This window comes from Klebsiella sp. YJ (genome assembly GCF_002108615.1).
Taxonomy (GTDB): domain Bacteria; phylum Pseudomonadota; class Gammaproteobacteria; order Enterobacterales; family Enterobacteriaceae; genus Klebsiella; species Klebsiella planticola.
Genome location: NZ_MTEG01000019.1, coordinates 53094 through 75362 on the forward strand (window position 1 = coordinate 53094; position 22269 = coordinate 75362).

At 58.2% G+C, this 22269-nt stretch carries 19 protein-coding genes; 17 read left to right on the forward strand and 2 right to left on the reverse strand.

Features of this window, described 5'->3' with window-relative positions:
- The first annotated feature begins 53 nt into the window (after nt 1-53).
- Nucleotides 54-692: a DUF1007 family protein gene (locus BV390_RS19600; RefSeq protein ID WP_085397239.1), complete on the forward strand. Its 639-nt coding sequence runs from the start codon at nt 54-56 to the stop codon at nt 690-692.
- A complete protein-coding gene (locus BV390_RS19605) occupies nt 683-1663 on the forward strand; it encodes a nickel/cobalt transporter (protein WP_085397240.1) in 981 nt (326 codons plus the stop codon). Before BV390_RS19600 ends, BV390_RS19605 begins: the two co-directional genes overlap by 10 nt.
- Nucleotides 1664-1702: 39 nt before the next feature.
- Here BV390_RS19605 and suhB read toward each other — a convergent pair whose 3' ends face one another.
- A complete protein-coding gene (gene suhB / locus BV390_RS19610; RefSeq protein WP_004866394.1) occupies nt 1703-2506 on the reverse strand; it encodes an inositol-1-monophosphatase in 804 nt (267 codons plus the stop codon).
- Nucleotides 2507-2626: 120 nt separating this feature from the next.
- Between suhB and trmJ the strand changes: the two genes are divergently transcribed.
- From trmJ to sseB, 11 genes are all read left to right on the forward strand, one after another.
- Complete coding sequence (gene trmJ, locus BV390_RS19615; RefSeq protein ID WP_032686489.1) at nt 2627-3361, forward strand: tRNA (cytosine(32)/uridine(32)-2'-O)-methyltransferase TrmJ; 735 nt, start codon at nt 2627-2629, stop codon at nt 3359-3361.
- A gap of 235 nt (nt 3362-3596) precedes the next feature.
- The gene (gene iscR, locus BV390_RS19620) at nt 3597-4088 is read left to right on the forward strand and encodes a Fe-S cluster assembly transcriptional regulator IscR (protein WP_004866388.1); all 492 of its coding nucleotides are present in this window, start codon (nt 3597-3599) and stop codon (nt 4086-4088) included.
- 177 nt (nt 4089-4265) lie between these two features.
- Entirely contained in the window at nt 4266-5480 is a 1215-nt protein-coding gene (gene iscS, locus BV390_RS19625; protein ID WP_032686490.1) for a cysteine desulfurase, read from the forward strand.
- Between the two features lie 26 nt (nt 5481-5506).
- The gene (iscU, locus tag BV390_RS19630; RefSeq protein ID WP_004866383.1) at nt 5507-5893 is read left to right on the forward strand and encodes a Fe-S cluster assembly scaffold IscU; all 387 of its coding nucleotides are present in this window, start codon (nt 5507-5509) and stop codon (nt 5891-5893) included.
- Between the two features lie 15 nt (nt 5894-5908).
- Entirely contained in the window at nt 5909-6232 is a 324-nt protein-coding gene (iscA, locus tag BV390_RS19635) for an iron-sulfur cluster assembly protein IscA (protein WP_004866380.1), read from the forward strand.
- Between the two features lie 193 nt (nt 6233-6425).
- Nucleotides 6426-6941, forward strand: coding sequence for a co-chaperone HscB (gene hscB / locus BV390_RS19640; protein ID WP_032686491.1), 516 nt, complete (start codon nt 6426-6428; stop codon nt 6939-6941).
- A gap of 15 nt (nt 6942-6956) precedes the next feature.
- Nucleotides 6957-8807, forward strand: a complete 1851-nt coding sequence (hscA, locus tag BV390_RS19645; RefSeq protein WP_085397241.1) for a Fe-S protein assembly chaperone HscA — start codon at nt 6957-6959, stop codon at nt 8805-8807.
- Nucleotide 8808: 1 nt separating this feature from the next.
- A complete protein-coding gene (gene fdx / locus BV390_RS19650; RefSeq protein WP_004866372.1) occupies nt 8809-9144 on the forward strand; it encodes an ISC system 2Fe-2S type ferredoxin in 336 nt (111 codons plus the stop codon).
- Nucleotide 9145: 1 nt separating this feature from the next.
- Nucleotides 9146-9346 (forward strand): Fe-S cluster assembly protein IscX, encoded by a 201-nt coding sequence (gene iscX, locus BV390_RS19655; protein WP_004866369.1) that lies wholly within the window; start codon nt 9146-9148, stop codon nt 9344-9346.
- A gap of 178 nt (nt 9347-9524) precedes the next feature.
- Nucleotides 9525-10811: an aminopeptidase PepB gene (gene pepB, locus BV390_RS19660; RefSeq protein ID WP_085397242.1), complete on the forward strand. Its 1287-nt coding sequence runs from the start codon at nt 9525-9527 to the stop codon at nt 10809-10811.
- 85 nt (nt 10812-10896) lie between these two features.
- Entirely contained in the window at nt 10897-11673 is a 777-nt protein-coding gene (gene sseB, locus BV390_RS19665) for an enhanced serine sensitivity protein SseB (RefSeq protein ID WP_032686493.1), read from the forward strand.
- A 32-nt stretch (nt 11674-11705) separates the two neighbouring features.
- On the opposite strand, the gene sseA is transcribed toward sseB, so the two are convergent.
- Entirely contained in the window at nt 11706-12554 is an 849-nt protein-coding gene (gene sseA, locus BV390_RS19670; RefSeq protein WP_085397243.1) for a 3-mercaptopyruvate sulfurtransferase, read from the reverse strand.
- 211 nt (nt 12555-12765) lie between these two features.
- On the opposite strand from sseA, the gene BV390_RS19675 reads away from it, so the two are divergent.
- From BV390_RS19675 to rlmN, 4 genes are all read left to right on the forward strand, one after another.
- Complete coding sequence (locus BV390_RS19675; RefSeq protein WP_085397244.1) at nt 12766-17715, forward strand: alpha-2-macroglobulin family protein; 4950 nt, start codon at nt 12766-12768, stop codon at nt 17713-17715.
- Nucleotides 17716-20040 (forward strand): peptidoglycan glycosyltransferase PbpC, encoded by a 2325-nt coding sequence (pbpC, locus tag BV390_RS19680; RefSeq protein WP_064794216.1) that lies wholly within the window; start codon nt 17716-17718, stop codon nt 20038-20040.
- Between the two features lie 161 nt (nt 20041-20201).
- The gene (gene ndk / locus BV390_RS19685; protein ID WP_004866348.1) at nt 20202-20633 is read left to right on the forward strand and encodes a nucleoside-diphosphate kinase; all 432 of its coding nucleotides are present in this window, start codon (nt 20202-20204) and stop codon (nt 20631-20633) included.
- Nucleotides 20634-20965: 332 nt separating this feature from the next.
- The gene (rlmN, locus tag BV390_RS19695; RefSeq protein ID WP_004866345.1) at nt 20966-22132 is read left to right on the forward strand and encodes a dual-specificity RNA methyltransferase RlmN; all 1167 of its coding nucleotides are present in this window, start codon (nt 20966-20968) and stop codon (nt 22130-22132) included.
- Nucleotides 22133-22269: the final 137 nt, after the last annotated feature.

Consider the following 22269-nt stretch of genomic DNA (forward strand, 5'->3'; position numbering starts at 1 on the left):
CTTTACGTCAGGATTGCTGGCTAAGTTCACAGAATTTTTCACGTGAGGATCGGATGAAGAGAGTGAAACAATGCACCAGTGCGGCATTTTTCATGGTTTTATCATTTAGTGTGCTAGCGCACCCGCATAGCTTCATTAGCCTGAAAACGGAAGTCGTGGCGGACAACGGGCTGCTCACCGGTTTTAAAATGCGCTGGATGATGGATGAAATCACTTCGGCAGACTTGCTCTACGATGCGGGGAAAGCAAAGCCAGGGGATGAGGTGTGGAAAAAACTGGCGGCGGAAGTGATGGCCAATGTGCTCGGCCAGCATTATTTCAGCGAGCTATGGCATAACGGCCAGCGGGTGAAGTTTGATAATCGACCTGATGGCTATGGTCTCGAACGCGAGGGGCACCAGGCGGTGCTGACGTTTACCCTGCCGCTGGCAAAGCCTCAGCCGCTGGCCGGACAAACGCTGACGTTATCGACATTTGACCCGACCTATTATGTCGATATGCACTATGACAACGCGAGCGATGTCACGTTGCCCGCCGCCTTGAGTACGACGTGCAAGGTTAAGGTGGTCACGCCGGAACCGAATGAAAAAATGGCGGCTTTTGCCCAGTCTCTCGATAAAGCCGACGCGCCGCCGGAAGATATGGCGCTGGGAACCTACTTTGCGCAGAAGGTGACGCTGACATGTCCGTAATTTTCTCTCACACCGCACGCACTTCGCGTCTGCGCCAGATGTGGCCGCTGGCGCTTTTTTTGCTGCTGGCAACCGCGGCGGGGATCTGGCTGTGGCAGGCCTGGCCGCAGGTCTTGCTGCAAAGCGCCGTCTGGCAGCGGGCGTTGAATCTTGAGCTCAGCCGTCTGCTGAAAGCGGTTGCGGACAACCCTTCAGCGGCGGGATTATCGCTGCTGGCGTTCAGTTTTATCTACGGTGTGCTGCACGCCCTGGGGCCTGGGCATGGCAAGATCGTGATTACCACCTGGCTGGCAACACATCCGGCAAAACTTAAATCCAGTATCATGCTGACCCTGGCGGCCTCGCTCCTGCAGGGCGTAGTGGCGATTGCGCTGGTCGTGGTGGTGTTAACCCTCCTGCAGCTACCGGCCAGACAGCTGCACCTCAGCAGCTTCTGGCTGGAGAAAGGCAGCTATCTGCTGGTGGGGGCGCTGGGCCTGCTGTTGTGCTGGCGGGCGGTAAAAAAGCTACGCTCGGTACTGCGACGACCGACGTTTATCGCATTTACGCCGCACCACATTCATCATGCGCAGTGCGGATGCGGACATCAGCATATGCCCGCACCGGAACAGCTACAGGGCGGCGATGACTGGCGCGCGCGGCTGGTCATTATCCTTTCGATGGGGATGCGGCCCTGTTCCGGGGCGATTATGGTCCTGCTGTTTAGTAAAGTGATTGGCGTATTTAACTGGGGAATGGCGGCGGCGCTGGCGATGGCAGCAGGCACGTCGTTGACCATTAGCGCGCTGGCGCTGCTGGTTCATGGTTTCCGGCAGCTGGCCGTTAAGCTCAGCGGCAATAAGACGCCACCGCTGTGGCAACACGTTGGTTGGGCGACGCTGGCATTGTCGGGCGGTGTGATTTTACTGGTTGCGGCGCTGGTGATGTGGAGCAGTGCGGCGCCTGTTGGTGGGGGCTTACGACCATTTTGAAGAATCCCCTCCCCCGTGAACCGGGGGAGGGGAGAACGATTAACGCTTCAGCGCTTCACTCAGTTCGTCACGCATATTCGCCAGCATAGCTTTAACGACACGCGGATTACCGGCAACGATGTTGCCGGTATGCATGTAGTTGTGGCCGCCGGTGAAATCGCAGACCAGCGCGCCTGCTTCACGAGCAATCAGCTCGCCTGCCGCAAAATCCCATGGTTTCAGCGCGATTTCAAAATAACCGTCAACGCGGCCTGCGGCCACGTAAGCCAGATCCAGAGCAGCAGAACCGGTGCGGCGGAAATCAGCACACTCGGTAAACAGCTTACCGAGAATATTCATGTACGCCGTCGCGTGCTGTTTTGCTTTGAACGGGAAGCCGGTCGCCAGAATCGTGCCATCCAGGTCGCGAGCGTTGCTACCGCGCAGACGGTAACCGTTCAGCTGTGCGCCCTGACCACGGGTAGCCGTGAACAGTTCGTTACGCATTGGATCGTAAACCACCGCGACTTCAGTACGGCCTTTGATGCGTACGGCGATAGAAACAGAGAAGTGCGGCAGACGTTTGACGAAGTTGGTGGTGCCATCCAGTGGATCGATAACCCATTGAACATCCTGATCTTCACCTGCGTGTTCACCGCTTTCTTCGGTGATAATGGTGTGCTGCGGGTAAGATTTGCGAATGGTTTCAATAATCAGCGCTTCAGCTGCTTTATCGACGTTGGTCACAAAATCATTGCTGCCTTTCTGGCTCGTTTCTACGGAGTCTGGGGTTTCGTAGTGCTTGGCAATTAAATTACCCGCCTTGCGCGCTGCGCGCACGGCGATGTTCAGCATCGGATGCATCGGTCTCTCTCACTGGATGTTAAAGAACGGGAAAAAACGGCGCACATAGTAACAGTGAAATCTGCCTATGTCTCCGTTTTATGATAGCATGCGTGAATAATCTTTAGCCGAAGAACCATAATGCTACAAAATATTCGAATTGTACTGGTAGAAACATCACATACCGGAAACATGGGCTCCGTCGCCCGGGCAATGAAAACCATGGGATTAACCAACCTGTGGCTGGTTAACCCGCTGGTTAAACCTGACTCTCAGGCTATCGCGCTGGCCGCTGGCGCCAGTGATGTGATTGGTAACGCGCAGATCGTTGATACCCTGGATGAAGCCCTGGCCGGCTGCAGCCTGGTGGTGGGGACCAGTGCCCGTTCACGTACTCTGCCGTGGCCGATGCTTGACCCGCGCGAGTGCGGTCTGAAGAGCGTGGCGGAAGGGCAGCATGCGCCGGTCGCACTGGTCTTTGGCCGCGAACGCGTTGGGCTGACCAACGATGAACTGCAGAAATGTCACTATCACGTGGCTATTGCCGCAAACCCGGAATACAGCTCGCTGAACCTGGCAATGGCGGTGCAGGTTATCGCCTACGAAGTACGTATGGCGTGGCTGGCCACCCAGGAACAGGACGAACCGGCAGCAGAGCACGAAGAGACGCCGTATCCGCTGGTTGATGATTTAGAACGTTTCTATGGCCACCTCGAGCAAACCCTGCTTGCTACCGGTTTTATTCGCGCCAGCCACCCGGGACAGGTGATGAACAAACTGCGTCGTCTGTTTACCCGCGCGCGTCCGGAAAGCCAGGAGCTGAATATCCTGCGTGGTATGCTGGCGTCTATCGATCAATTAAAGAAAGAGAAGTAAGCGTCTGCATCCCTTGACGGGGGCGGCTCTGGCTTACCTGGCCTGCATTGCCACAGGCCCGCGCAAGCGTAGCGCCGCCGGGCAAATACAGACCGCACGGATGGTTAAATACCTGACTAAAACAGTCAAGTAAATAGTTGACCAAATTACTCGGGAATGTCAGACTTGGCCCTGCTATGCAATACCCATATTAATAAAAAGCCCGGGCAGGGGCGAGTTTGAGGTTAAGTAAGACATGAGACTGACATCTAAAGGGCGTTATGCTGTGACCGCGATGCTGGACGTTGCGCTCAACTCTGAATCGGGCCCGGTTCCGTTGGCTGATATTTCTGAACGTCAGGGAATCTCGCTGTCCTATCTGGAACAGCTGTTTTCCCGCCTGCGTAAAAATGGTCTGGTATCCAGCGTTCGTGGCCCAGGCGGCGGTTATTTGTTAGGTAAAGAAGCTGGCAGCATCGCCGTAGGCGAAGTGATCAGCGCAGTAGACGAATCGGTTGACGCGACCCGCTGTCAGGGTAAAGGCGGCTGCCAGGGCGGCGATAAATGCCTGACCCACGCGCTGTGGCGCGACCTGAGCGAACGTCTGACCGGCTTCCTGAACAATATCACCCTGGGTGAACTGGTGAATAACCAGGAAATCCTCGATGTTTCAGGTCGTCAGCATAGCCATGAATCCCAGCGCAATACCCGCACTCAGGACGCAATTGACGTCAAGCTGCGTGCATAATACTCGTCTTGTTTCAGCTTGCGGCTCCGCTGCAGCAGGCTGAAATAGTCAGAGTAAAAACGATAAAAAAGAGATTTCAGAATCAGGCCGGGATGTTGCGACATCCCGTGTCCCCGGTCGTACATCAAGCCGGTTGCCTGGTTCCTTGCATTGAGTGATGTACGGAGTTAAAGAGCAATGAAATTACCGATTTACCTCGATTACTCCGCAACAACGCCGGTGGACCCGCGTGTTGCCGAGAAAATGATGCAGTTCCTGACCCTGGACGGGACCTTTGGTAACCCGGCCTCTCGTTCACACCGTTTCGGTTGGCAGGCTGAAGAGGCGGTAGATATCGCCCGTAATCAGATTGCTGAACTGGTCGGTGCCGATCCGCGTGAAATCGTCTTTACCTCCGGTGCAACGGAATCCGACAACCTGGCGATTAAAGGTGCTGCCAACTTTTATCAGAAAAAAGGCAAGCACATTATCACCAGCAAAACCGAGCATAAAGCGGTTCTGGATACCTGTCGCCAGCTGGAGCGTGAAGGTTTCGAGGTCACCTACCTGGCGCCGCAGCGCAACGGGATTATCGATCTGAAAGAACTGGAAGCCGCGATGCGTGACGACACCATCCTGGTCTCCATCATGCACGTGAACAACGAAATCGGCGTTGTGCAGGATATCGCCACCATCGGCGAACTGTGCCGCGCGCGTGGCATCATCTACCACGTTGACGCCACCCAGAGCGTGGGCAAACTGCCTATCGATCTGAGCCAGCTGAAAGTTGACCTGATGTCCTTCTCGGGTCACAAAATTTATGGTCCTAAAGGTATTGGCGCACTGTACGTTCGTCGCAAACCGCGTATCCGCATTGAAGCGCAGATGCACGGCGGCGGTCACGAGCGCGGCATGCGTTCCGGTACTCTGCCAGTCCACCAGATCGTCGGTATGGGTGAAGCTTACCGTATCGCGAAAGAAGAGATGGAAACCGAGATGGCGCGTCTGCGCGGTCTGCGTAACCGTCTGTGGGACGGCGTAAAAGATATGGAAGAGGTTTACCTCAACGGTGACCTCGAGCAGGGCGCACCGAACATTCTCAACGTCAGCTTCAACTATGTTGAAGGCGAGTCGCTGATTATGGCGCTGAAAGACCTGGCCGTTTCCTCCGGTTCTGCTTGCACCTCCGCAAGCCTTGAGCCGTCCTATGTGCTTCGCGCACTGGGCATGACTGACGAACTGGCACACAGTTCTATCCGTTTCTCTTTAGGTCGCTTCACTACCGAAGAAGAGATTGACTACACCATTGATCTGGTTCGTAAATCCATCGGCCGTCTGCGCGACCTTTCTCCGCTGTGGGATATGTTCAAACAGGGCGTAGATCTGAACAGCATCGAATGGTCACATCATTAATCGGTAGGGTATAAGGAGAATTCATCATGGCATACAGCGAAAAAGTTATCGATCATTACGAGAATCCGCGCAACGTCGGCTCTTTTGACAACAGCGACGACAGCGTCGGCAGCGGCATGGTTGGCGCACCGGCGTGCGGCGACGTGATGAAGTTGCAGATTAAAGTCAACAATGAAGGTATCATTGAAGACGCGCGCTTCAAGACCTATGGTTGCGGTTCTGCTATCGCCTCCAGCTCCCTGGTTACCGAATGGGTGAAAGGGAAATCTCTGGACGAAGCTCAGGCTATCAAGAACACCGATATCGCCGATGAGCTGGAACTGCCGCCGGTGAAAATTCACTGCTCCATCCTGGCGGAAGACGCGATTAAAGCCGCGATTGCGGATTATAAAAGCAAACGTGAAGCGAAATAATTAAGAGGTTATTGTATGTCGATTACTCTTAGCGACAGCGCAGCGTCGCGAGTTAATTCCTTCCTGGCCAACCGTGGCAAAGGCTTCGGTCTGCGCTTAGGTGTCCGCACTTCCGGCTGCTCAGGTATGGCCTACGTGCTGGAATTTGTTGACGAGCCGGCGGCAGAAGACACCGTGTTTGAAGATAAAGGCGTCAAGGTAGTGATCGACGGCAAAAGCCTGCAGTTCCTCGACGGCACTCAGCTGGACTTCGTCAAAGAAGGCCTGAACGAAGGGTTTAAATTCACCAACCCGAATGTGAAAGATGAGTGCGGTTGCGGCGAAAGCTTTAACGTATAATCCCGACACTATCCGACGTATTTCCGGCCGCATCAGGGCGGTAAACGCGTGAATCCCGGAGGCTGACAGCAGTCGGCCCAGCGGGTAAGCGACGACAGCCCACGCAGAGGCGGCCCGATGTGCACGGGTAGAGGACCCCACCGCGGTGAATCGTGAGTGGGGTTTGCTTTATCTCGTTAACCCTGAGGTTACTATGGACTATTTCACCCTCTTCGGGTTACCGGTCAGTTATACCCTTTCGCAAGAACAGCTGGCTGTCCGGTACCAGGATTTGCAGCGCCAGTATCATCCCGACAAGTTCGCCAGCGCGAGCGCGGCCGAACAGCTCGCCTCCGTGCAGCAATCCGCAACGATCAATCAGGCGTGGCAAACGCTCCGTCATCCGCTGACCCGCGCCGAATATCTCCTTTCGCTCCATGGCTATGACTTAGCCAGCGAACAGCACACCGTGCGCGATACCGCCTTTCTGATGGAACAGCTGGAGCTGCGTGAAGAGCTGGATGAGATTGAAAAATCGCAGGATGAAGAACGTCTGGCGGCATTTATCAAACGCGTGAAGGGGATGTACGACGTTCGTCATCAGCAGGTTGTCGAACAATTAAATAGCGAGACGTGGGACGCGGCGGCGGATACCGTGCGTAAACTGCGTTTTCTCGATAAACTTCAGAGCGTTGCAGAACAACTCGAAGAAAAGCTGCTCGATTTTTAATTTTCGGAAGCAATTATGGCCTTATTACAAATTAGTGAGCCTGGTCTGAGTGCCGCGCCGCACCAGCGTCGTCTGGCGGCGGGTATTGACCTGGGCACCACCAATTCTCTGGTCGCTACCGTGCGTAGCGGTCAGGCCGAAACTCTGCCCGACCATCAGGGGCGCTACCTGCTGCCTTCCGTGGTGAACTACCATGAATCTGGCCTGAGTGTCGGTTACGATGCCCGACACAATGCAGCCCTCGACCCGGTTAATACCATCAGTTCCGTGAAACGGATGATGGGGCGCTCGCTGGCCGATATCCAGACTCGTTATCCCCATCTGCCTTACCAACTGCAGGCCAGCGAAAATGGTCTGCCGATGATTCAGACCGCCGGCGGTCTGCTCAACCCGGTTCGCGTCTCCGCCGACATCCTGAAGGCGCTGGCCGCCCGGGCAACGGAAGCGCTGTCCGGCGAACTCGACGGCGTAGTGATTACCGTCCCGGCCTATTTTGACGATGCTCAGCGCCAGGGCACCAAAGACGCCGCGCGTCTGGCCGGTCTGCACGTATTGCGCCTGTTGAACGAACCGACCGCTGCGGCCATTGCCTACGGCCTGGACTCCGGTCAGGAAGGGGTGATCGCGGTTTACGATCTCGGCGGCGGCACCTTTGATATTTCGGTGCTGCGCTTAAGCCGCGGCGTATTTGAAGTGCTGGCCACCGGCGGGGATTCCGCGCTGGGCGGCGATGACTTTGACCATCTGCTGGCGGATTATCTCCGTGAACTGGCCGGGCTGAGCGATCGTAGCGACAATCGCCTGCAACGTGAACTCCTGGATGCGGCCATCGCGGCGAAAATTGCCCTCAGCGATGCCGATTCCGTCAGCGTTAACGTCGGCGGCTGGCAAGGCGCTATTACCCGTGACCAGTTTAACGAGCTGATTGCGCCGCTGGTGAAACGCACGCTGTTAGCCTGCCGTCGCGCGCTGAAAGATGCGGGCGTGGCGGCGGAAGAGGTACTGGAAGTGGTCATGGTCGGCGGTTCAACCCGCGTGCCGCTGGTTCGTGAGCGCGTCGGTGAGTTCTTTGGCCGCACGCCGCTGACCACTATCGATCCGGACAAAGTGGTGGCCATTGGCGCCGCGATTCAGGCCGATATCCTGGTGGGCAACAAACCCGATAGCGAACTCCTGTTGCTCGACGTTATTCCGCTCTCTTTAGGGCTGGAGACGATGGGCGGCCTGGTGGAGAAAGTGATTCCGCGCAACACCACGATTCCGGTGGCGCGTGCGCAGGAGTTCACCACCTTTAAAGATGGTCAGACGGCGATGTCTATCCACGTCATGCAGGGTGAGCGCGAACTGGTGCAGGACTGCCGTTCGCTGGCGCGTTTTGCGCTGCGTGGTATTCCGGCGTTACCGGCGGGCGGAGCGCACATTCGCGTCACCTTCCAGGTGGACGCCGATGGCCTGCTGAGCGTGACCGCGATGGAGAAATCGACCGGCGTCGAAGCCTCCATTCAGGTCAAGCCCTCCTACGGTCTGACCGACGGCGAAATCGCCACCATGATTAAAGATTCGATGAGTCACGCCGAACAGGATATCAAGGCGCGTATGCTGGCCGAGCAAAAAGTGGAAGCCGCGCGCGTTCTTGAGAGCCTGGAAAGTGCGCTGGCCGCCGATGCCGCGCTGCTAAGCGCCGCAGAACGTCAGGCTATCGATGAAGCAACGGCGCAGCTGCGTGCGGTTGCCGCAGGCGATGACGCCGACGCGATTAAAGATGCGATTAAAAATACAGACACACAAACCCAGGAATTTGCCGCACGCCGCATGGACCAGTCGGTCCGTACTGCGCTGAAAGGCCAATCCGTGGACGAGGTTTAATATGCCAAAGATTGTTTTTCTGCCCCATCAGGACCTGTGCCCGGATGGCGTAGTTGTGGAAGCTGAGATCGGTGAGACCATTCTGGATGCTGCTCTGCGTAGCGGCATTGAGATTGAACACGCCTGCGAAAAATCCTGTGCCTGCACCACCTGCCACTGCATCGTGCGTGAAGGTTTTGACTCGCTGGCCGAAAGTACCGAAGATGAAGATGATATGCTGGATAAGGCCTGGGGGCTGGAGCCCGACAGCCGTCTGAGCTGCCAGGCGCGCGTGACCCACGATGATCTGGTCGTCGAGATCCCGCGTTATACTATCAACCACGCACGCGAGCATTAATATGGGACTGAAATGGACCGATAGTCGTGAAATTGGCGAAGCGCTGTATGACGCCTTCCCGGATCTCGACCCGAAAACCGTTCGCTTCACCGATATGCATCAGTGGATTTGCGAGCTGGAAGATTTTGATGACAATCCGACCGCATCCAATGAAAAAATTCTGGAGGCGATTCTGCTAGTCTGGTTAGATGAAGCAGAATAATTTCCGCAACATGCTTCACGCTGCAGATGCGTGGTTCATGTTTGCTCACTCCCGCCACACAGTCATCTGTGGGCCCGGCGAATGAGCGGCTGACCGCCTTCTCCTGCAGCGTGAAACATCGGAAAATAATATGGGCTGCCTTTTGGCGGCCCTTTTGCCAAATAAGGATAAAGATAAAATGACCGAAGCCATGAGGATTACGCTGACGACCCAACCCGCCGACGCGCGCTGGGGAGAAAAAGCGGCTTACAGCATTAATAATGACGGCATCACCCTGCATCTGAACGGTAAAGACGATCTCGGTTTGATTCAGCGTGCGGCGCGTAAAGTCGACGGGATGGGGATCAAACACGTTGCGCTGAGCGGCGAAGGCTGGAATACCGACCGCGCGTGGGCATTCTGGGCCGGCTACAAAGGGCCGAAAGGCAGCCGCAAGGTGGAATGGCCGGCGCTGGACGACGTGCAGAAAAGCGAGCTGGACAATCGCCTGACGATTATTGACTGGGTGCGGGATACCATTAACGCGCCGGCGGAAGAGCTCGGTCCGGAACAGCTGGCTCAGCGCGCCGTCGATCTGCTGTGCAGCGTCGCCTGCGACAACGTGACTTACCGTATCACGAAAGGTGAAGACCTGCGCGAGCAGGGCTACCTTGGCCTGCATACCGTTGGCCGCGGCTCCGAGCGGCCGCCGGTACTGCTGGCGCTGGATTACAACCCAACCGGTGATAAAGAAGCTCCGGTGCATGCCTGCCTGGTCGGCAAAGGTATCACCTTCGATTCCGGCGGCTACAGCATCAAACAAAGCGCGTTTATGGATTCGATGAAGTCCGATATGGGCGGCGCGGCAACGGTTACCGGCGCGCTGGCGTTCGCGATTACCCGCGGCCTGAACAAACGCGTGAAGCTGTATCTGTGCTGTGCAGACAACCTGATCAGCGGTAACGCCTTTAAACTGGGCGACATCATTCGCTACCGCAATGGCAAGACCGTGGAAATCATGAACACCGACGCTGAAGGCCGTCTGGTGCTGGCGGATGGTCTGATTGACGCCTCGGCGCAGAAACCTGAGCTGATCATCGATGCCGCGACCCTGACCGGGGCGGCGAAAACCGCGCTCGGTAATGACTACCACGCGCTGTTCAGCTTTGATGACCCGCTGGCTAACCGTCTGCTGGCGAGCGCGCAGGCGGAAAATGAAGCCTTCTGGCGCCTGCCGCTGGCCGAGTTCCACCGTGGTCAACTGCCGTCTAACTTCGCCGAGCTGAACAACACCGGCAGCGCAGCCTATCCGGCTGGCGCCAGCACCGCAGCCGGTTTCCTGTCGCATTTCGTTGAAAATTATCATCAGGGCTGGCTGCACATCGACTGCTCGGCGACCTACCGCAAAGCGGCGGTTGAGCAGTGGTCTGCCGGCGCCACCGGCCTCGGCGTACGTACCATAGCGAACCTGCTGACGGCTGAGTAATCTTTTTTGCCGGGTGGCGCTACGCTTACCCGGCCTACAGAACCCGTAGGCCCGCGCAAGCGGGCAATTGTGAAGTAGCCAAACTATGTCCGAAACTAAAAATGAATTAGAAACTCTGCTGGAAAAGGCGGCGACCGAGCCGGGCCACCGCCCCGCATTTTTCCGTACGCTGCTGGAATCCACCGTGTGGGTTCCGGGGGCGGCGGCGGAAGGCGAACAGATTGTCGAAGAGAGCGCCGTCGATCTGCAGCACTGGGAGAAAGACGATGGCGCCTCGGTGATACCGTTTTTCACTTCTCTGGAAGCGCTGCAGCAGGCGGTGGAAGATGAACAATCGTTTGTGGTGATGCCGGCCCGGACGCTGTTTGCGATGACGCTCGGCGAAACGCTGTTCCTCAATGCGAAGCTGGCAACCGGTAAAGAGTTTATGCCCAATGAGATCCGCCATCTGCTGGGGGAAGAGGGCAGCCCGCTCAGCACCCAAACCGTGCTCGAAGGCGGCGAATCTTTGTTGTTGTCTGAAGTCGCCGAGCCACCGGCGCAGATGATTGATTCGCTGACGACGCTGTTTAAAACGATGAAGACCGTCAGACGGGCGTTTCTGTGCTCAATTAAAGATAGCGCTGATGCGCCGGCAAACCTGCTGATCGGGATTGAAGCAGAAGGCGATATCGAAGAGGTGATCCAGGCGGCAGGCAGCGTGGCGACCGATACGTTACCGGGTGATGAGCCGATTGATATCTGTCAGGTGGTTGAAGGTGAAAAGGGGATCAGTCATTTTATGATGGCCCATATCACGCCATTCTATGAAAAGCGCTGGGGCAGTTTCCTGCGCGATTTCAAACAGAACCGCATTATCTAAAGCCGCGGGGGCCGAGGCCCCCGCTGTTGTTCTTATTGCGCCGGTTCGATCGGCAGGTCGCTACGTGCGCCCCATTCGCTCCACGAGCCGTCATACAGGTAGACGCCGTTGACGCCCAGCGTCGTCAGCGCCAGCACCACCACCGCCGCCGTGACGCCGGAGCCGCAGCTGGCGATAATCGGTCGCTCGAAATCCACGCCCTGGCGAATGAAAATCTCATTCAGCTCATCAACGGTTTTCAGTTCGCCGTTAATCACCAGATCGGTCCACGGTACGTTGAGCGCGCCGGGAATATGGCCACGACGCAGCCCCGGACGAGGCTCATCCACCAGGCCATTAAAACGCCCGGCCGGACGCGCATCGACGATCTGCGCCGATCCCTCATGGCTAACCAGCAGCACATCGGTCAGCCGTTTGATCACTTCCGGATCGAAGCGTCCGTCAAATTCGCCTTCCGGAATCTCGGGAACTCCCTGCTCAAGCGGCAGTTCATCGCGCTGCCAGCCGGCCAGGCCGCCGGCGAGAATCGAGACATTTTCGACGCCAAATGTGCGCAGCATCCACCAGGCGCGCGGGGCTGAGAAGAGATTGCCTTCATCGTAAACCACCAGATGTTTATCGCTGCTGACCCCCAGTTCGCGCATCGCCACGGCAAAAGCCTCCGCGCGCGGCATCATATGCGGCAGCGGGCTGGTGTGATCCGACAGGGCTTCGATATCGAAAAATACGGCGTTGGGAATATGACCCGCGCGATACTCCGCATCCATATCACGCAGGGCTTCCTGACCTGCCGGCGCCATTCGCGCATCGATAATCTGAATTTCCGGGTCATCAATATGTTCCGCCAGCCAGTCGGCGGCGACAAAAAACGAGGTGGACATGGGGGGCCTCCGTTTTATTATCCATCATTCAATGAATTGTCGACGTTTTCCCGACGGCTGACAAGCTCAGAGCACCGGAGTTGCGACGCCGCGACGTTCCTTAAAATAGGCTTAGCCAGATTCTATTATGGTGGCTATTGGTAATTCCGTCGTTGGCGCATAATACTGTGTTCACTGTTGGTATCCGGTCTTTCGGCCGAGGGGTTAAAGGATGAAACCATTTCGTTTAGCGGCATTGTCTCTGGCGCTACTGACTGCACTATCGCTGACCGCCTGTGATGACAGCGGTAAACCGCAGGCCGTCGCACCGGCCGCCTCTTCCTCTGCAGACAAAGGCGGGGCAAAGCTCGATAGCACCCAACTGGCGGCGCTGGCGGAAAAAAGCAAAGGTAAGGCGCTGACGCTGCTTGATGCCTCGGAAATCCAGCTGGACGGCGCGGCGGCGATGGTGCTCACCTTCTCTGTGCCGCTTAATCCCGATCAGGATTTCTCCCGCAGCGTGCATCTTGTCGACAAAAAAAGCGGCAAGGTTGACGGCGCATGGGAACTGGCGCCGAATCTGAAAGAGCTACGCTTGCGCCATCTTGAGCCGAAACGCGAACTGATTGTCTCCGTTGACCCGACGCTGAGCGCGCTGAACGCCGCCACCTTTGACACCCATTTTGAAAAAACCATCGCGACCCGCGACATTGCCCCGAGTATTGGCTTCGCCAGCCGCGGTTCGCTGCTGCCGGGCAAAGTGGTCGCCGGGCTGCCGGTGATGGCGCTGAACGTCGATAACGTCGACGTAAACTTTTTCCGTATCAAGCCGGAGTCGCTGTCCGCTTTCGTCAGCCAATGGGAATACCGTAACTCATTGAGTAACTGGGAGTCTGACGAGCTGTTGAAAATGGCCGATCTGGTCTATACCGGGCGTTTCGATCTCAATCCGGCGCGCAACACGCGGGAGAAACTGCTGCTGCCGCTGGCGGATATTAAGCCGTTGCAGCAGCCGGGTGTTTACGTAGCGGTGATGAATCCGGCGGGACGCTACAGCTATAGCAACGCCGCAACGCTGTTTACGCTGAGCGATATCGGCGTGTCGGCGCACCGTTATCACAACCGGCTGGATGTCTTTACCCAGAGCCTCGAAGACGGTGCGGCGCAATCGGGTATCGATGTGCAGTTGCTGAATACGAAAGGGCAAACCCTCGCCGAGGCGAAAAGCGACGCCCAGGGGCATGTTACCCTGCAAAACGATGATAAAGACGCGGCGCTGCTGCTGGCGCGAAAAGACGGGCAGACCACCCTGCTGGATCTCAAACTTCCCGCACTGGATTTGGCCGAGTTCTCGATTGCCGGCGCTCCGGGATTCAGCAAGCAGCTCTTTATGTTTGGTCCGCGCGATCTTTATCGTCCGGGAGAAACGGTGATCCTTAACGCGCTGCTCCGTGACGGCGACGGCAAACCGCTGGCCGAGCAGCCGGTGAAGTTCGAGGTGGTGCAGCCGGATGGTCAGGTGATCCGCTCGCTGGTCAGCAAACCGCTCAACGGTCTGTATCAGTTTACCTGGCCGCTTGATAGTGGGGCGGCGACCGGTATGTGGCATATCCGCGCCAGCACCGGCGACAATCAGCCGCGCGAGTGGGATTTCCACGTTGAAGATTTTATGCCTGAGCGTATGGCGCTGAATCTGACGCCGCAAAATAGACCGCTGGCCATGGATGCCGATGTGCACTTTAACGTTGCCGGCGCCTATCTGTATGGCGCCCCGGCCAGCGGCAATCAGCTGCAGGGGAAACTGTTCCTGCGCCCGCTGCGCGATGCGGTTGCTGCGCTGCCGGGCTTCCAGTTTGGTGATATTGCCGAAGAAAACGTCTCCCGCAGCCTGGATGAAGTCCAGACGACGCTGGATGAAAAAGGCCATGCCGACGTGACTACCGCCAGCCAGTGGCAGGATAGCCATTCGCCGCTGCAGGTGGTTTTACAGGCCAGCCTGCTGGAGTCAGGTGGCCGCCCGGTTACCCGTACCGTACAGCAGCCGATCTGGCCGGCCGATACGCTGCCGGGGATCCGCCCTGAATTTGCCCTTAAAGAGGTCTACGACTACCGCACCGACAGTACGGTGAAACAGCCGGTGGTAGAAGAAAACAGCAGCGCGGCGTTTGAGATTGTCTATGCCGATGCCAAAGGCGAGAAAAAAGCGGTCTCTGGGCTACAGGTGCGGCTGATTCGCGAGCGCCGCGACTACTACTGGAACTGGTCTGACAGCGAAGGCTGGCAGTCGCAGTTCGATCAAAAAGATCTGCAGGAAGGCGAACAATCTCTCGATCTGCAGGCCGGGCAAACGGCGAAAGTGAGTTTCCCGGTGGAGTGGGGGTCCTACCGCCTGGAAGTGAAAGGCCCCAATGACGTCATCAGCAGCGTGCGTTTCTGGGCGGGCTACAGCTGGCAGGATAACAGCGATGGCACAGGGGCTGCGCGTCCGGATCGGGTCACCATGAAACTGGACAAAGCGGCCTATAAACCGGGCGACACTATCAAACTGCACATCGCGGCGCCTGCGGCGGGGAAAGGCTATGCGATGGTCGAATCCAGCGAAGGGCCGCTGTGGTGGCAGGAAATTGACGTCCCGGCGGAGGGCATGGCGCTATCGATTCCGGTCGATAAAGCCTGGAACCGTCACGATCTCTACCTCAGCACCCTGGTGATTCGCCCCGGAGATAAATCTCGCTCGGCGACGCCGAAACGGGCGGTGGGTCTGCTGCACCTGCCGCTGGGCGATGAAAACCGTCGCCTGACGCTTGCGCTGGATGCACCAGAAAAAATACGTCCGAATCAGCCGCTGACGGTGAAAATCAAAGCCAGCGTGGCGCAGGGGGAAGTACCAAAACAGGTCAATGTGCTGCTCTCCGCTGTGGACAGCGGCGTGCTGAATATCACCGATTACGCCACTCCGGATCCGTGGAAGGCTTTCTTTGGTCAGAAGCGTTACGGCGCGGATATTTATGATATCTACGGTCAGGTGATTGAAGGGCAGGGGCGTCTCGCCAGCCTGCGTTTCGGCGGCGACGGCGATGAACTCAAACGCGGCGGTAAACCGCCGGTTAACCACGTCACGATTATTGCCCAACAGGCGCAGCCGGTGGTCCTGGATGAGCGTGGTGAAGGGGTTGTAACGCTGCCGATTGGCGATTTCAACGGCGAGCTGAGGGTGATGGCGCAGGCGTGGACCGCCGATGATTTTGGCAGCAGCGACGAGAAAGTGGTGGTGGCCGCGCCGGTGATTGCCGAGCTGAATACGCCGCGCTTCCTTGCCAGCGGCGATGCAACCCGGCTGGCGCTGGATCTGCGTAATCTCACCGACAGGCCGCAAACGCTGAACGTGGCGCTGAGCGCCAGCGGTTTGCTGCAGCTCGATGGCGCGGCCATTCCTCCGCTACAGCTGGCGCCCGGCGCGCGCAGTACGCTGTTTGTCCCGGTGAGCGCCCGCGATGGTTTTGGCGATGGTCAGGTGAACGCCACGATTACCGGCGTGGCTCTGCCGGGTGAGACCTTCACCCCGATGCAGAAACAGTGGAAAATTGGCGTGCGTCCGGCCTACCCGGCGCAAACCGTGAATAGCGGCGCGGTGCTGCAACCGGGGGAACGCTGGCAGGCGCCAGCCGGGCAGACGCAGGGCTTCTCACCGGCGACGCTGCAGGGGCAACTGGTGTTCAGCGGTAAGCCGCCGTTGAATCTCGCCCGCTATATTCGCGACCTGAAAGCCTATCCGTATGGCTGCCTGGAACAGACCGCCAGCGGTCTGTTCCCGTCGCTTTACACCAACGCCGCTCAGCTCAAAGCATTGGGCATCGCCGGCGACAGCGATGAAAAACGCCGTGCGGCGGTGGACATCGGTATTTCCCGACTGCTGCATATGCAGCGTGACGATGGCGGATTTGCCCTGTGGGACAAAGAGGGGCCGGAAGAGTACTGGCTGACCGCCTATGCTATGGATTTCCTCGTGAGAGCAGGTGAGCAGGGCTATAGCGTACCGGCTCAGGCGATGAATAACGGTAACCAGCGTCTGCTGCGCTATCTGCAGGAACCGGGACTGATGACCGTTCGTTACAGCGATGACGCGGCGGCCAGCCGTTTCGCCGCGCAGGCCTATGCCGCCCTGGTGCTGGCCCGCCAGCAAAAAGCGCCCCTTGGCGCCCTCCGCGAAATCTGGAGCCGTCATGAGCAGGCGCGTTCTGGCCTGCCTCTGCTGCAGCTGGGGATCGCCCTCAAAGCGATGGGCGATGCGCCGCGCGCCGAGCAGGCGTTGACGCTGGCGATGAGTACGCCGCGTCAGGATACGGACCGCTGGCTGGGTGATTATGGCAGCGCGCTGCGCGATGATGCGCTGAAGCTGGCCCTGCTGGAGGAGAATCAACTGCTGCCGGATGCGCAGAACACCTTACTGAGCAACCTTGCGGAAGAGGCCTACGGTCAGCGCTGGCTCTCAACCCAGGAGACCAATGCGCTGTTCCTGGCCGGCCGGACATTACAGGACTTACCCGGCAGCTGGCAGGCGCAAACGTCGCTACAGGCGCAGCCGCTCTCGGCGGATAAAGCGCAGACCCGCACTCTGAGCGCTGAACAGCTGGCGACCCTGCAGGTCAGCAACACCGGCGATCGCCCGCTCTGGTTGCGTCTCGATAGCAGCGGATACCCGCTCACTGCGCCGCAGGCCACGGGAAACGTACTGGGCATTGAACGCCAAATCTTTGATACCCGCGGTCAGCAGAAGTCCCTGACCTCGCTGCGTAGCGGCGAGCTGGTGCTGGTGAAGCTGGAAGTCACCGCCAAACGCAACGTTCCGGATGCGCTGGTGGTGGACCTGCTACCGGCGGGGCTCGAGCTGGAAAACCAGAACCTGGCGAACAGCAGCGCCAGCCTGCAGGAGAACGGCGACGCGGTACAGAACCTGCTTAACCAGATGCAGCAGGCGGATATTCAGCACATCGAGTTCCGCGACGATCGCTTCGTCGCCGCCGTGGCGATTAACGAAGGGCAGCCAGTGACGCTGGTGTATCTGGCGCGCGCGGTCACGCCGGGAACATATCAGGTTCCGCAGCCGCAGGTAGAGTCGATGTATATTCCGCAGTGGCGGGCGACCGGCACGGCCAGCGGCCCGCTGACTGTTACCCCGTAAATGCGGCCGCTGCGACAGGTAAAACGCCGCTGGCGCTGGCTGGCGGCGTTGGTCGTTATGCTATGGCTGGCGGTGTTGGCGGCCGATCGTCTGTGGCCGTTACCGCTGCATGAAGTGGCGCCGGCCCGGGTGGTGGTAGCGGAAGATGGCACGCCACTGTGGCGCTTTGCGGATAAGCAGGGGGTCTGGCGCTATCCGGTCGCTCTCGATGATGTGTCACCGCGCTATCTGCAGGCGCTGATCCAGTATGAAGATCGCTGGTTCTGGCGGCATCCGGGCGTGAACCCGTTTGCGGTTATTCGCGCGGCCTGGCAAGACCTGACCGCCGGGCGAGTCGTCTCCGGTGGCAGCACGTTGACCATGCAGGTCGCGAGGCTGCTCGATCCCCATCCCCGTACCTTCGGCGGCAAGCTGCGTCAGCTCTGGCGCGCGCTGCAGCTGGAATGGCATTTATCAAAAAGCGAGATCCTGACGCTGTATCTTAACCGCGCCCCCTTTGGCGGGACGCTGCAGGGGATTGGCGCTGCCAGCTGGGCCTATCTCGGTAAACCCCCCGCGCAGCTGAGCTATGGCGAAGCGGCCCTGCTGGCGGTGCTGCCGCAGGCGCCGAGTCGTTTACGTCCGGACCGTTGGCCGCTGCGGGCTCAGGCCGCGCGCGATAAAGTCCTGGCGCGGATGCGCAGTCAGGGCGTCTGGTCCGATAAGGCGGTACAAGAGGCAATTGAAGAACCGGTATGGCTGTTTCCACGACAGATGCCGCAGCTGGCCCCGCTGTTTTCCCGTCGGCTACTGGCGAGCAGCCGTAAAGAGAAAGTGGTGACGACGCTGGATGCCGGGCTCCAGCGTCAGCTGGAAGATCTGGCGCTCAACTGGAAGGCGCGCCTGCCGCCGCGCAGTTCGCTGGCGATGGTGGTCGTCGACCACACCAATATGAAAGTGCGGGGCTGGGTCGGTTCGGCGGATATTTCCGACGATAGCCGCTTCGGGCATATCGATATGGTCTCGGCGCTGCGTTCGCCGGGTTCGGTCTTAAAACCGTTTGTGTACGGTATGGCGCTGGATGACGGGCTGATTCATCCGGCATCTTTATTACAGGATGTGCCGCGCCGCTTTAGCGATTACCGTCCCGGAAATTTTGATAGCGGTTTTCATGGGCCGGTCAGCGCCAGCGAAGCGCTGGTGCGCTCGCTGAACCTTCCGGCGGTTCAGGTGCTTGAAGCCTACGGGCCGAAGCGCTTCGCCGCCACCCTACGCAATGCCGGTTTGCCGCTGACATTACCGGCCGGTGCGGAACCCAACCTGTCGCTGATCCTCGGCGGGACGGGAACAAAACTGGAAGATATCGTGGCCGGATATAGCGCCTTCGCCCGCCATGGCAAGGTCGCGCGATTGCGGATGACGCCGGACGACCCGCTGGTGGAAAGACCGCTGTTGTCGCCGGGCGCGGCATGGATAATCCGGCGAATTCTGGCTGGCGAAGCCCAGCCGGTGCCGGACGCTTCGTTGGTGCAGGTGGTTCCGCTGGCGTGGAAAACCGGGACCAGCTACGGCTACCGCGATGCCTGGGCCGTTGGCGTCAATGCCCGCTACCTGATCGGGATCTGGACCGGGCGGCCGGATGGCACCCCGGTGGTGGGGCAGTTTGGTTTCGCCAGCGCGGTGCCTCTACTGAATCAGGTCAATAATATGCTGCTGGCGCGACCGGCTATGGGGCGCGGCGGCCTGCCCACCGACCCGCGTCCGCAGACGGTCAGCGCGGCAACGATCTGCTGGCCTGGCGGGCAGAGCCTGGCGCCAGGCGATAGCAACTGTCGACGTCGACTGGCGACATGGCTGCTGGATGACAGCCAGCCGCCGACGCTGCTGTTACCGGGCCAGGAAGAGGGGCGCGGTATTCGCTTCCCTGTCTGGTTAGATGAACAGGGACGGCGGGTGGCGGCGGATTGCCCTGGCGCGGTGCGGAAGGTCGTCGATGTCTGGCCGCTGCCGCTGGAGCCCTGGCTGCCTCCTGCGGAGCGGCGGGCTGCCCGCTCAGGCGCGGTTTCACCGGACTGCCCGCCGCCGCAGGCGACGGACGTGGCGCCGCTGGTGCTGTCGGGCGTGCGCGAGGGGGCGGTGATTAAACGTTTACCGGGAACGACGCGGGTCATGCTGGCGTTGCAGACAACCGGTGGCGAAGGGCGGCGTTGGTGGTTTATTAATGGTGAACCCCAGACCGCCGCCGGCGCCAGTGCGACGCTTCCGCTGGCGCGACCCGATCGTTATCAACTGGTGGTTATGGACGAGAGTGGCCAGGTGGTGACGGCGAATTTTACGCTGCAATAGCGGCAGATGCCCAATTCCCCTGTTTTATGTGTTGCTAAAACTCGTCTTATTTTAACAAAATGTTACCTTCATCCATAGGCAGCGTCGGTGTTGCTCATTATAATGCGCGCCAGGCCATACGATCGTATGCGCAACAACAGAACACTTTATTAGAGGTAATCATGGCTATTGAACGTACTTTTTCCATCATCAAACCAAACGCGGTGGCAAAAAACGTTATTGGCAGCATCTTTTCTCGCTTTGAAGCTGCAGGGTTCAAAATCGTCGGCACCAAAATGCTGCACCTGACCGTTGAACAGGCTCGCGGTTTCTACGCTGAGCACGAAGGTCGCCCGTTCTTTGACGGTCTGGTTGAGTTCATGACTTCCGGCCCGATCGTGGTCTCCGTTCTGGAAGGCGAAAACGCCGTTCAGCGTCACCGTGACCTGCTGGGCGCAACCAACCCGGACAACGCGCTGGCAGGCACTCTGCGCGCAGACTACGCCGACAGCTTCACCGAGAACGGCACCCACGGTTCCGACTCCGTTGAATCTGCCGCTCGCGAAATCGCGTTCTTCTTCGCTGAAGGCGAGGTTTGCCCGCGCACTCGTTAATCTCCTGCGTCTTTCACGCCACCGCTTTGTTGGCTTCATTCGCGCCCCCGGTCACATAGCTATCTATGCTCCCGGGGATTTGCGAACTTACCGCCTCGCCGTGACGTGAAATACTTTGGAGATTCAGAGCCTCATCTTTTCGACAATCGAAAAGCCATAGAGGCTCAAGTACGCAGTAACAGATTTTTTCATCATTGCCGCGTGCAAACGTGGTATTGATGCAGCAGAATTTGTACAATGCAGCGCCCCTGGACGAGCACTCGTTCATAGGGGCGTTTCTTTTTTCAACCCTCCTGGGGCCATAACGTGTAACAACGAGGCCGGAATAGATTATGTCTGAACATATTGTCACACCTGATACCGCCGCTCTGACGGTGCCGAACAAAGATGCCAAAATCAACCTGCTGGACCTGAACCGTCAGCAGATGCGCGAGTTTTTCAAAAACATGGGTGAAAAACCCTTCCGCGCCGATCAGGTGATGAAATGGATGTATCACTACTGCAGCGACAACTTTGATGATATGACCGATATCAACAAGGTGCTGCGCAACAAGCTGAAGGAAGTCGCGGAGATTCGCGCGCCGGAAGTCGTTGAGGAGCAACGCTCCAGCGACGGTACCATTAAATGGGCGATTGCCGTCGGCGATCAGCGTGTGGAAACGGTTTATATTCCGGAAGACGATCGTGCGACGCTGTGCGTTTCGTCGCAGGTTGGGTGTGCTTTAGAGTGTAAATTCTGCTCGACGGCGCAGCAGGGCTTTAACCGTAATCTGCGGGTTTCAGAAATTATCGGCCAGGTATGGCGTGCGGCGAAAATCGTCGGTGCGGCCAAAATTACCGGCCAACGTCCGATCACCAACGTGGTGATGATGGGGATGGGCGAACCGCTGCTGAACCTGACTAACGTCGTCCCGGCGATGGAAATCATGCTGGACGATTTCGGTTTTGGCCTGTCGAAACGTCGCGTGACGCTTTCTACTTCAGGCGTGGTCCCGGCGCTGGATAAACTCGGCGATATGATTGACGTGGCGCTGGCGATTTCTCTGCACGCGCCCAACGATACCATTCGTGATGAGATCGTGCCGATCAACAAGAAATATAACATTGAGACCTTCCTGAACTCGGTCCGCGGCTATATTTCGAAGTCCAATGCCAACCAGGGTCGCGTCACCATTGAGTACGTCATGCTGGATCACGTCAATGATGGTACCGAGCATGCCCATGAGCTGGCGGCGCTGTTGAAAGATACGCCGTGCAAGATCAACCTCATTCCCTGGAACCCGTTCCCGGGCGCGCCTTACGGCCGTAGTTCAAACAGCCGTATCGACCGTTTCTCCAAGGTGCTGATGGAATATGGCTTTACCACTATCGTGCGTAAAACGCGCGGCGATGACATTGACGCCGCCTGTGGACAGCTGGCCGGCGACGTTATCGACCGGACCAAACGTACGCTGCGTAAACGCATGCAGGGCGAAGCCATTGATGTGAAGACGGTCTGATAAATGACGCAGCGCACGCCATGAAGCATGCGCTGCGGATTTATGCCTAATCGCCAGGCGAAATACGCTGATTCGGGCAATAATTACGGTGCGTTTTTGTCGACTTTGAGGCAGTATGTAGCGGCACTACAACCGCT

Bases quoted from the DNA above. Each gene is read 5' to 3' on its own strand.
- iscU (WP_004866383.1), top strand. From the start codon at position 5,507: ATGGCATACAGCGAAAAAGTTATCGATCATTACGAGAATCCGCGCAAC.
- pepB (WP_085397242.1), top strand. From the start codon at position 9,525: ATGACCGAAGCCATGAGGATTACGCTGACGACCCAACCCGCCGACGCG.
- suhB (WP_004866394.1), bottom strand. From the start codon at position 2,506: ATGCATCCGATGCTGAACATCGCCGTGCGCGCAGCGCGCAAGGCGGGT.
- iscS (WP_032686490.1), top strand. From the start codon at position 4,266: ATGAAATTACCGATTTACCTCGATTACTCCGCAACAACGCCGGTGGAC.
- BV390_RS19600 (WP_085397239.1), top strand. From the start codon at position 54: ATGAAGAGAGTGAAACAATGCACCAGTGCGGCATTTTTCATGGTTTTA.
- rlmN (WP_004866345.1), top strand. From the start codon at position 20,966: ATGTCTGAACATATTGTCACACCTGATACCGCCGCTCTGACGGTGCCG.
- fdx (WP_004866372.1), top strand. From the start codon at position 8,809: ATGCCAAAGATTGTTTTTCTGCCCCATCAGGACCTGTGCCCGGATGGC.
- hscA (WP_085397241.1), top strand. From the start codon at position 6,957: ATGGCCTTATTACAAATTAGTGAGCCTGGTCTGAGTGCCGCGCCGCAC.
- iscR (WP_004866388.1), top strand. From the start codon at position 3,597: ATGAGACTGACATCTAAAGGGCGTTATGCTGTGACCGCGATGCTGGAC.
- trmJ (WP_032686489.1), top strand. From the start codon at position 2,627: ATGCTACAAAATATTCGAATTGTACTGGTAGAAACATCACATACCGGA.
- sseB (WP_032686493.1), top strand. From the start codon at position 10,897: ATGTCCGAAACTAAAAATGAATTAGAAACTCTGCTGGAAAAGGCGGCG.
- ndk (WP_004866348.1), top strand. From the start codon at position 20,202: ATGGCTATTGAACGTACTTTTTCCATCATCAAACCAAACGCGGTGGCA.
- iscA (WP_004866380.1), top strand. From the start codon at position 5,909: ATGTCGATTACTCTTAGCGACAGCGCAGCGTCGCGAGTTAATTCCTTC.
- BV390_RS19675 (WP_085397244.1), top strand. From the start codon at position 12,766: ATGAAACCATTTCGTTTAGCGGCATTGTCTCTGGCGCTACTGACTGCA.
- BV390_RS19605 (WP_085397240.1), top strand. From the start codon at position 683: ATGTCCGTAATTTTCTCTCACACCGCACGCACTTCGCGTCTGCGCCAG.
- iscX (WP_004866369.1), top strand. From the start codon at position 9,146: ATGGGACTGAAATGGACCGATAGTCGTGAAATTGGCGAAGCGCTGTAT.
- sseA (WP_085397243.1), bottom strand. From the start codon at position 12,554: ATGTCCACCTCGTTTTTTGTCGCCGCCGACTGGCTGGCGGAACATATT.
- hscB (WP_032686491.1), top strand. From the start codon at position 6,426: ATGGACTATTTCACCCTCTTCGGGTTACCGGTCAGTTATACCCTTTCG.
- pbpC (WP_064794216.1), top strand. From the start codon at position 17,716: ATGCGGCCGCTGCGACAGGTAAAACGCCGCTGGCGCTGGCTGGCGGCG.